At 37.4% G+C, this 10,888-nt stretch carries 8 protein-coding genes and 1 tRNA gene; all 9 read left to right on the forward strand.

Annotated features, from left to right (window positions below):
• The first annotated feature begins 43 nt into the window (after nt 1-43).
• The 9 genes from FJR05_RS09045 to FJR05_RS09085 all read left to right on the forward strand — a co-directional run bounded on the left by FJR05_RS09045 (nt 44) and on the right by FJR05_RS09085 (nt 10,853).
• Entirely contained in the window at nt 44-358 is a 315-nt protein-coding gene (locus tag FJR05_RS09045; protein WP_174783642.1) for a hypothetical protein, read from the forward strand.
• Nucleotides 359-580: 222 nt separating this feature from the next.
• Nucleotides 581-1,774: an NAD(P)/FAD-dependent oxidoreductase gene (locus FJR05_RS09050; RefSeq protein WP_168643796.1), complete on the forward strand. Its 1,194-nt coding sequence runs from the start codon at nt 581-583 to the stop codon at nt 1,772-1,774.
• Between the two features lie 113 nt (nt 1,775-1,887).
• Nucleotides 1,888-2,541 carry an HAD family hydrolase gene (locus tag FJR05_RS09055; protein ID WP_168643797.1) on the forward strand — a complete coding sequence of 218 codons (654 nt, stop codon included), beginning with the start codon at nt 1,888-1,890 and terminating at the stop codon, nt 2,539-2,541.
• A gap of 134 nt (nt 2,542-2,675) precedes the next feature.
• Nucleotides 2,676-5,510 carry a pentapeptide repeat-containing protein gene (locus FJR05_RS09060; protein ID WP_168643798.1) on the forward strand — a complete coding sequence of 945 codons (2,835 nt, stop codon included), beginning with the start codon at nt 2,676-2,678 and terminating at the stop codon, nt 5,508-5,510.
• Between the two features lie 120 nt (nt 5,511-5,630).
• Nucleotides 5,631-6,443: a carbon-nitrogen hydrolase family protein gene (locus FJR05_RS09065; RefSeq protein WP_168643801.1), complete on the forward strand. Its 813-nt coding sequence runs from the start codon at nt 5,631-5,633 to the stop codon at nt 6,441-6,443.
• A gap of 131 nt (nt 6,444-6,574) precedes the next feature.
• A tRNA-Gln gene (locus FJR05_RS09070) sits at nt 6,575-6,646 on the forward strand.
• 660 nt (nt 6,647-7,306) lie between these two features.
• Nucleotides 7,307-9,517: a polysaccharide biosynthesis tyrosine autokinase gene (locus FJR05_RS09075; protein WP_174783643.1), complete on the forward strand. Its 2,211-nt coding sequence runs from the start codon at nt 7,307-7,309 to the stop codon at nt 9,515-9,517.
• A complete protein-coding gene (locus FJR05_RS09080) occupies nt 9,514-9,660 on the forward strand; it encodes a hypothetical protein (RefSeq protein WP_168643799.1) in 147 nt (48 codons plus the stop codon). The genes FJR05_RS09075 and FJR05_RS09080 overlap by 4 nt, the downstream gene beginning before the upstream one ends.
• 47 nt (nt 9,661-9,707) lie before the next feature.
• Nucleotides 9,708-10,853 (forward strand): SpoIID/LytB domain-containing protein, encoded by a 1,146-nt coding sequence (locus FJR05_RS09085; protein ID WP_168643800.1) that lies wholly within the window; start codon nt 9,708-9,710, stop codon nt 10,851-10,853.
• Nucleotides 10,854-10,888 lie beyond the last annotated feature (35 nt).

Genomic DNA, 10,888 nt, shown 5'->3' on the forward strand with positions numbered 1-10,888 from the left:
CCTACTTCTACCTACCCTATAAACTCTCGAAAGTGGGGGGAGAGTGAAAAACTACCAAAAAGGTATTTTAGAAATCCAGGATTTAACCCAACCAAAAAGTATATCTCATCAAACCAATTTTCGTTCACTTAGTCAACTCAAAAAATATTGGACACCTGTAGGAGGAATGATTTTATCTAAAGCTGCATTAGGTACTTTAGTCAACAAAGGAGACTGGCTATATACAGTCCTCACTTTCAATAAAACAGGTGAATTACCCACAACTATTCATGTTCATGCAGAGAAATCAGGCTTGGTTTATGATATATCAATAAATAACTCTGTTAACGAAGGAGAATTTGTATTAGCGACTATGTAGTTTGTCGTGGAAAACATTTAACACAAAATTATTCAATCTATTAATTCATCTGCGTTTATTTGCGTTTATCTGCGTTTAAATATTGATTTTTAAAGATAGAATTACCATTTGTCCTGATTTGCATGAAGATAGGTATCAGGATTGTTGGTTAATGGCAAGAAACCGTAATAAAACATTACACTAAAATAAATATCTGACTGGGATTTAGTGCCTAAAAAAATTATGACTCAACCAACTACAAAAATTTGTATACTAGGTGGTGGCTTTGGTGGACTCTACACCGCCCTGCGTTTAAGCCAATTACCCTGGGAATCTACACCCAAACCTGAGATTATTTTAGTAGATCAGAGCGATCGCTTTGTCTTCTCTCCCCTCCTTTACGAACTCCTCACCAGAGAACTCCAAACCTGGGAAATCGCCCCACCATACTCAGAACTACTGCAAGGAACAGGAATCCAGTTCCACCAAGCGTCCGTTTCCGCAATAGACATCAACAAGCAAACAGTTCAACTACAAAATAAATCAGAACTAAATTATGATCGTTTAGTCTTAGCACTAGGTGGTGAAACACCCCTAGACTTAGTTCCCGGTGCTGCTACCCACGCTTACCCCTTCCGTACTATCACAGATGCCTACAAATTAGAAGAACGGTTGCGAATTCTCGAAGCAGCAAAACCAGAAAAAATCCGTGTCGCCATAGTTGGTGCAGGTTATAGCGGCGTAGAATTAGCTTGTAAACTAGCAGATAGAATCGGCGAAAAAGGACGTTTCCGCCTCATTGAAGTCGGTGATCAAATTTTACGCACTTCCCCAGAATTTAACCGTGAAGCCGCCAAAAAAGCCTTAGATAGTAAAGGCATATTTATTGACCTAGAAACCAAAGTAGCAGCAATTGACCAAGATAGCATCTCCCTAGAGTATAAAAATCAAATAGACACCATACCCGTAGATTTAGTCATTTGGACAGTAGGAACAAAAGTTTCTCCAGTTGTCACAGCCTTACCCCTCAAGCACAATCAGCGCGGACAAATCACCACCACAGCACAACTACAAGTCATAGAACATCCCGAAATCTTTGCTTTAGGAGACTTAGCCGACTGTCTCGACGCAGACGGAAAACAAGTCCCCGCAACCGCCCAAGTAGCCTTTCAACAAGCCGATTATACCGCTTGGAACATCTGGGCTACCATCACCAATCGTCCCCTCCTTCCCTTCCGCTATCAACCATTAGGAGAAATGATGGCTTTGGGAATAGATAACGCCACCCTCACCGGGTTAGGCGTACAATTAGATGGTTCTTTTGCATACTTAGCCCGTCGGCTGGCTTATCTGTATCGTTTACCCACTTTAAATCATCAATTGAAAGTCGGGTTTAATTGGTTAGTTAGCCCCATAATAGAAGCCATTTCTAATTAACTCAAAGATCCCCGACTTCTCAAAGAAGTCGGGGATCTAAAACGGTAAACTAGACAAATTCAGATATTATGGCTATGTATTTAGTGACTGCTGCGGACTAAAGTATTAATTTTATGAAAAAGCCTAAAGTTATTTTTGTAGATGCTGTTGGTACATTGTTTGGGATTAAAGGTAGTGTTGGGGAAATTTACCGACAAATCGCCCAAGAATTTGGTGTAGAAGTTTCCGCCCAAATTTTAGATCAAAACTTTGTCAAAAGCTTTAAAGCCTCACCACCACCAATATTTCTGGATGCAGATATCAAAGATATTCCCCAGCGTGAATATGATTGGTGGCGGATAATTGCCTTAAATACCTTTGAAGGTGCTGGTGTTCTCCAAGAATTTACCGATTTTACCGCTTTTTTTACCGAACTTTATATCCATTTTGGTACTCCAGAACCTTGGTATGTTTATCCTGATGTCACTCTAGCTTTGATGAACTGGCGACGCTTAGGAGTTGAATTAGGAGTATTATCTAATTTTGATTCTCGTTTATATTTAGTATTGCAAGGTTTAGGACTCAGAGAATATTTTTCTTCTGTCACCATTTCCACTCAAGTTCGTGCCGCTAAACCAGATCCAGAAATATTTAAAATTGCTTTAAACAAGCATAAATGTTCACCAGAAGAAGCATGGCACATTGGTGACAGCATAACAGATGATTATTATGGGGCTAAATCGGCAGGAATCAGAGGCGTTTGGATTAACCGTAATCCCACTGTCTAATACCGTAATTATACGGTGAATATAGGTTTGTGGTGTAAATTTTTCTTGCAAAAATTGTATATATGGCTATATTTACAAGTGATTACTGTTAACCTATAAATTATATTTTTAAATAGTTTGAGTAGTGGTAAGCAATGAAAAAATCTCTATTAAATATTTGGTATCAATTTCGTCAAGCTTTCTCAGTGACAGCAGAAAGTACCAATACAACCACCGCAACAGGTGAAGTAGTTTTAGAAGCAGCAACAGCCATTCAAGCGCAAGATAGTAATTTAGAAGTTTTGCAACTGTTAGTGCAAAATTCATCTTCTTTATTAGATGTATTATGTTCACCATTAACCCAGATAATCACTGGAGAATTATCATTTTTATCTTTGGGAGTAACTTTCCTCAAATCTTATCGTGATCTTTCTCAAGAAACGCCTACTTTAGCAGATTACATATCTATTATTAGTCAAGTTGCTTATTTAGAAAGCATCCGGGATATTTTATCTTTATACCCTTCTTTAAACTATGATCACCCAGATCAAAATGAAGAATTAGGAAAAATTTTAGCAACTATCAATAATCTTGAATTAGATGAACAAACTGCTATCCAGACTATTGAATGTTTTCATGAATCTGAATTAGCAGTAGCATTTAATCAATTATTATCTACAAGGTTGACATCTGACTATTTAGGTAAATATCCAGCCAGACTTTTAGCAAAACGAATTGCAGTAAATACCAATTCACATATTATCAAGTTTTTGCTAGATTTAGATGATGATATCATCCCCAATTGTCGGGATAAATGGGCAGCAGAACAAGAGAATATTCAAAACATTCAGGAATATCTCAAACATCACATTGATACTCAAGCATTAGATCAGGTGTTTGATCAAACTTGCACATTTAAGGAGATTTATATTCCTCTTAAAGCTAAATCTGTAAATCAATATGGGCAAATAAATATTAATGCTGAATCTTGTGATTTAGAAGCATGGGTAAAGAAAAATATCTTGACTGAAAACAACTCAGAAAAACTTATCTTTATCCAAGGAAAAAGAGGCAGAGGTAAAAGTGTTTTCTGCAAAATATTCGCAAATTGGATTAGACAACATTTACATCCTTTCTGGACACCAATTTTAATTAATGTCAAAGACATCAAAGTTTTATCATCTCAGTTAGCAGAAACATTAACTGCAAATTTAGATATTAGCTTGATTCGTGGTGATCATAATTGGTTAAGAAATAAAAATCATCGCTTTGTTTTTATCTTTGATGGTTGGGACGAATTACCAACTGCGTCTAGAAATAATCAAAACCTGGAAAAATTTATTCAGCAAATTAGCGAATTTCAGCAACAATGTCAAAATGATCCAAGCATGGGACATAAGGTATTAATTACCAGTAATGTAATTCCTTTATCAATTATCTCTAATTTACCCACAAATTTAGAAAGAGTAGAAATCCTACCTTTAGATCAACAACAACAAGAAAAATGGTTAGAAAAATGGCGATCTCTACCCAATAATCACGAGAAAAATACAGATTTACAGCAGTTTCTAGTAAATCAAAAATGTCCTGCAATTATTCAAAAATTAATTTCTGAACCATTATTACTATACTTTTTGGCGGGAATGTATCGAGATGATCAACTGGTAATTGATAATTTAGCAGCAGATAATACTAGAACTGCTACAGCTTTAATTTATCAAGCAGCTATAAATTGGTTGATTTCTAAATCAGGTGAAACTTTCCATGATCAATTACCAAATTTAAAAGATATTCTTACAGAAGCTGCTGTTGCTGTCACCCAGTCAGGTGAAGAATTTTCGGCAATATCAATGCTAAAATCTCGGCTAGGAGATGATGCACAATCTATCAAGGATGACATTATCAAAACACCCTTAGCAAATTTTTATGTTTATCCTGATCATGAGTCAGACAATCAGGTAAACTTTAGCCATCAAAGTTTTCGTGAATTTCTATTTGCTGACAGTTTAAAATTAAGCCTCACTGCCTGGACACAGTATTATAATACAGAATCTGCGAAAGAATTAATTACCAATGAGACGGAGATGAATTGGCAGATTTATGATTTGCTGGGTTTTGGTATTCTTAGCAAGGAAATAGTTGAATATTTAATGGGTTTAATGATTGCTATTCCCAATTTTCGGTGGGTACAACTATATAGACGGTTAGATGATTTTTATGTTAATTGGTGTCAGGGTAAATTTGTTGATACGGCTGAAGAAACCTTACCCCAAACTAAGCTGCGAGAATTGCAAAATGCGGGCATTTATCAATTAGGTCAGCGTCAAGTAGATATTTATGCTGGATTAAATGTGATGATTTTACTTTTAGCTATCCAGCGTTATGCTCAAGAAGATGAGTTGCTCAAAGAGCATATAATTTTTTATCCCTCTGGTCAACCGGAAGACAATAATTTCACCTATCAATTACAAAATATTATTTATTACAGTAGTTGTTTGCAGGGTGAAAATTTCCGCAGTTTGGTTGGTCAATTTCTGAGTGGCGCTCATCTTCGCGGTGCAAGTTTGTTACAAATAAATCTTAGTTACGCAGATTTAACAGAGGCAGACCTTAGCCGCGCTAGTCTTTGTGGGGCAAACTTTAGCTATGCTAACCTTAACCGTGCCTATTTCATTGGTTCAGATTTAAGAGATGTAGATTTTTCTGGGGCAAATTTAGCAGAAACTTATTTGAGTGGTGCAAATCTGAGTCGTGCTAACTTATGCGGTGCAAATCTTCAAGATGTGGATTTGAGTCGCGCTAATCTGAGTGGTGCAGACCTGCGTGGTGCAAACTTTGATGGTGCAAACTTTATGGGCGCTATATTTAGTGATCATACCTTTGGCGATATCCGTTGGGATGAAAAAACTAATTGGCAAAATGCGGAAGGTTTAGAAATGGCAAAAAATGTCCCATTGACTTTAAAGAAACGATTTTTGAAAGACTTTTAATTTCTAGGCGGAGAAATTGGGCGGGGAAACCCCGCCCCTACTTTTTGTTTAAAATGGAATGATATGACGATATATTTAGATATCTATAATTGTCTCAATCTACCGTTTGTTATTGAATCTATGAAGTCTTATTTAGCCGCCGCTATTCAAATGACCAGTGTGCCTGATTTGCAAAAAAATTTGGCACAAGCAGAAGAATTAATTGATTTGGCTGTGCGTCAGGGTGCAGAGTTGGTGGGTTTACCAGAAAATTTCTCTTTTATGGGGGAAGAAAAGGATAAACTAGCTCAAGGAGATGCGATCGCTCAAGCAACGGAAACATTTCTCCACAAAATGGCACAACGCTTTCAAGTTACCATTCTCGGCGGCGGCTTCCCTATCCCTGTAGATAGTAACGGTAAAGTTTATAATACAGCATTACTGATCAATGCCAACGGTCAAGAACTCGCCCGTTACCAAAAAGTTCATTTATTTGATGTCAATGTCCCTGATGGTAATACCTATCAAGAATCTAGCACCGTCATGGCAGGACAACAATTACCTCCCGTTTACGCTTCCCCGGACTTAGGGAAAATTGGCCTTTCTATTTGCTATGATGTTCGCTTTCCCGAACTGTACCGACATTTATCTAATCAAGGCGCAGATATTTTATTTGTTCCCGCAGCTTTTACAGCTTTTACTGGTAAAGACCATTGGCAAGTATTACTCCAATCCAGGGCGATAGAAAATACCTGTTATGTGATTGCTCCCGCCCAAACTGGTACTAATTATAACCGTCGCCAAACTCATGGACACGCCATGATTATTGACCCTTGGGGTGTCATTTTAGCAGACGCTGGGGAAAAACCAGGAGTAGCGATCGCTGAAATCAAACCCACCCGACTAGAACAAGTCCGCCGCCAAATGCCATCCCTACAGCATCGCGTATTTTAGCCCCTCAAACCCCGCAGATCCACGATTTCTTCAAGAAGTCGGGGATCTATTTCCTAAGTAGGCAAAATTTCTTTTCCCAAACACTTGACATTATTCTAATATAACTGCTATATTCTCTATAGTGAATCCATTGGGGCGTAGCCAAGTGGTAAGGCAGTGGGTTTTGGTCCCGCCATCCCTAGGTTCGAATCCTAGCGCCCCAGTTATATAAAAAGCAAGTTTCAACAGCTTGCTTTTTTTTTTATACTAAAAACGGTTGAGACATAGACTTTTGTAAAATCACGAAAAACCTTGATTTGTAGGGGCAAACCCCCTGTGGTTGCCCCAAATAGTGAGGTAGGCACGGAGTGCTACTTAGGGCTTGCTGATAGCGTAGCGTGGCGTAAGCCATATAAAGCTAGAACTGAGATATATCAAGAGTTTGAAGGTAAAAAATGTGAAACAAGTGAAAGGAATAAGCGTTGAAATTACCAAAACCCTATCACTTGACCAAATTCAAGACTATTCTTCTCTTCTTCTAATTCTTCCTCCTGACTGGTCACTGAGCGACTTGTACTGAGCTTGTCGAAGTAAGTCGAAGTGCTGACTCCTAGCCCTCACAGATAACTTTTTCCGCAAACCCTACTTAAATATTCTCACAATATTTGCAGAAAATTTATGTTCCTCACACTGATTAGACATATACCTGTTTGAAAGTATTAGCCAAGAACTACTTGCTGAATATTTTCTGTTAAGTATATCTGTAATCATAGGAAGAATAAGTAGTGATTATTCACCAGAAAACATTGAGTATCAAAAAATATCTCTAAAAGTTTTCTAATCATCATCTTCTTCCCGATATATTGTTGCAATTTGAGAGGAATATGATTGTGGCTACAAATGCGATAACATTGAAAAAATTACTTACTAGCTCTACACATAGCGTAATTAATATCAAAAAAATAATTCCAATTGTACTTTACCATCGTTGGTTGATACTAGGAATTTCCTGTGCAGTTATGTCAGTAACAAGTCTTATAGCTATCACTACTAAACCGACTTATCAAAGCTATATGCAAATATTGGTAAGTTATAATTTAGATAAATCTTCACCAAATAGTAAGATAGAAAAGACAACAAAAGACCTACGTAAACCGCAATTATTATCCATTGACTACAGTAGTCAAATTAAATTAATGCTGAGTAGTAAATTAATACAGAAAGCTGTAAATTTACTGCATAGTGATTATCCACAAATGACCGTAGAAGATATTTATAGTAACAGCCAAATTGATAAAGTTTCATCTTTAGCACTAACTCAGTTACCAGGAGATACAGGAGTTAATCAAAATTTCAACCAAGTATTTTTACTCTCTTTTACAGACAAAGATCCTCTCAGGACTAAAAGAGTATTACAAGCTTTAGAGAAAGTATATCAGGACTATAATAACGATCAAAAAAATCAGCGAATTAATCAAGGATTAGTTTTTGTTAATAACCATATACCACAACTGCAAAAAGATGTATTAAAAGCCGAGAAAAAATTAGAACAATTTCGTCAACAAAATAATTTAATTGATCCAGTTTTACAAAGTCAAATTTTATTACAGTCTTTAGCAGATATTCAAAAACAGCGGCAAACAACTCGCGCTCAACTGCAAGATGTCCAGACTAGGCACAACAGCTTAGAACAAGCAATTGAATCTTCCAATCAAAATAACATAAATATTAACGATTCCCTGGAATCTAGACAATATCAAGCCTTAATTAGTGAACTTAATCAAACAGAACAAAAGTTAATGCAAGCTCGTATTCTTTATACAGAAAAACATCCTATCATCCAACAACTGAAACAGAAACAGCAAATTATTAGTACAATATTACAACAACAAGGACAAAATAAAGCTATTACTATTAGTAGTAAATCAAAATTATCATCACAAATAATCCCCAAGGTAGAAAATGATTTAACTCAATTAAAAATGAATGCACTAGGACTAATTGCTCATGATCGTGATTTGGCAAAATCCGAACAAGAAATTAGTTCTTTGCTGAATACATATCCCAGTTTAATTACAGAATATAAGAGGTTAGTTGCAAATATAGAAGCTTATCGTAAAACACTACAACAATTGACGCAGGTGCAAAATTCATTAGGTGTCAAAATTGCTCAAGAAGGTTTTAATTGGCAAATTTTAGAAGAACCCGCTTTAGGAATACATATAGGTAATTTGCGGTGGTTACTAATTGTTGGAGGAATATTCATCGGTCCAATATTGGGTTTAGCAGCAGCGTTGATTTGGGAGAGATTTAATAATGCAATTTTCTATACTCAGGATTTACAAAATTTGACCAATATTCAGTTATTGGGGTCAGTACCAAGATTAGGAAAACGTCAAAATAGTTGGAGAAGCCAATTCCAATCTATGGTTAGAGATAAATCTAAAAATTTAGATATTTCTCATCAAGGAATTATCAAAAATTTGCCGAATCATGAAACATTAGATATTATTTACCAAAATATTCAGATGTTAAATGATTCTCTACCTTTAAAATCATTGATGTTAACTTCTGCACTACCAGGAGAAGGAAAAACAACTTTGGCTTTAGGGTTAGGAGCTAGTGCGGCTCGAATGCACCAAAGAGTATTAATAATTGATGCTAACTTGCGTTCTCCCAGTTTACATAAAACTCTAGGACTGACCAATGATTGGGGTTTATCCTTATTACTGGTTGATGATATCAATACATCATTTAATACTTACGTCCAGCCTATCCACCCAGCTATTGATGTTTTAACTGCTGGTCCAATCCCTGCGGATGCGGTAAATCTGCTGAGTTCCGAGCGAATGCAAGAATTAATGGATTTATTTGAACTAAATTATGATTTAGTATTAATAGATGCACCCTCTGTTTTAGATACAGTTGATGGCAGAATTGTGGCTTCATTATGTAATGGAATTGTCATGGTAGGACGTATTGGTAAAGTTACTCCCAATAAATTGATGGAAGCTACAGAAATTTTAAGCAAGTTAAATTTAATTGGCATTGTTGGTAATGAAGTTTATGATTCTCGCCAAATATTGACACCATGAGAAGAGGAGTCAGGAGTCAGGAGTCAGGAGTCAGAAGAAGGAAGAAGAAAGAAAGAAGAAAGAAAGAAGAAAGAAAGAAGAAAGAAAGAAGGAAGAAGAAAATTACCCAGTCCCCAATCCCCAGTCCCCAATCCCCAATCTAGAGAATTGCTGAACTAGAATAGTAGACGCTTGTGATCAAACGATTAGCATGAAAATCCAACTTTTATTAGGCAATTTGTTTTCTGAGATTAAAGGTAGACATTGGTGGATAGGTATCCTGATCTGGTTTGCTTTACTTGCTCCTGCACAAGCATCTGTAATTCTGCGTGTGGCTATTGAAAGAGAAGTCAAACAGGTAAAAGTCGGTGCTTCTACAACCGCTATTGTTAAAGATAGTAGTGGTAAGACTCTGGGAGAATTACCAGGAATGAGTGCATTTGCGGCTCAAGCAGTTCCTGGAGGAGTAGCTTTAGATAGATGGCAATCGGGGTTATTTTGGATTGAACCCACCAATAAAGGATATGTTTATATTGGCGATCGCTGGTTTCGTGGTAGAACCCTAGTAGTCCCCACAGCCAACGGCTTAACCGCTGTTAACTGGGTAGATTTAGAAGAATACCTCTACAGCGTCATTGGTGGAGAAATGAATACTAGCTGGCCACCTGAAGCCCTCAAAGCCCAAGCGATCGCCGCCCGCACCTATGCCCTCTATGAACGCGAAAGACAACGGAGAAACCCCGTTTACGACTTAGGAGATAGTCCAGACCGTTGGCAAATTTACAAAGGTGTTAGTAGTGAAGCCCCCAAAACCTACAGCGCAGTAGACACCACCGCCGGCAAAGTCCTCACCTACAACAACCAAATCATTCTTTCCGTCTTTCACGCTTGTTCCGGTGGACACACCGAAAACGTCGAAGATGTCTGGGTTAGCAAAGAACCCTACCTGCGGGCTGTTCCCGACTTTGACCAAAATATCAAAGAATGTAACTGGGTAAAAACCTTTACCCCCGGAGAAATTAGCGCCAGAATTTCCGGTGTTGGTAATGTCAAAGACATGATTATCGAAACTCTTTCACCTTTCAAAAGTGTCAAATCCTTAAAAGTTATCGGTGATAAAGGGACTAAAGTTCTTAAAGGTGAAGAAGTGAGAACTGCACTCAGAATTAAAAGTACGCGTTTTATTGTTAATAAAGACGCAAATGGCAGTTTTATCCTCCAAGGATTAGGTTTTGGACACGGTTTAGGAATGAGTCAGTGGGGAGCTTACGAACTAGCAAAACGTGGTGCAAACCACCTGCAAATTTTAGGATATTACTACCAAGGCGTAGCCCTGACACCAATTCAAGCAAAGTAGGGGAAGTGGGGGAAGTGGGGGAAGTGGGGGAAGTG

The sequence above is a fragment of the Dolichospermum sp. UHCC 0259 genome (genome assembly GCF_009711935.1).
Lineage (GTDB): Bacteria > Cyanobacteriota > Cyanobacteriia > Cyanobacteriales > Nostocaceae > Dolichospermum.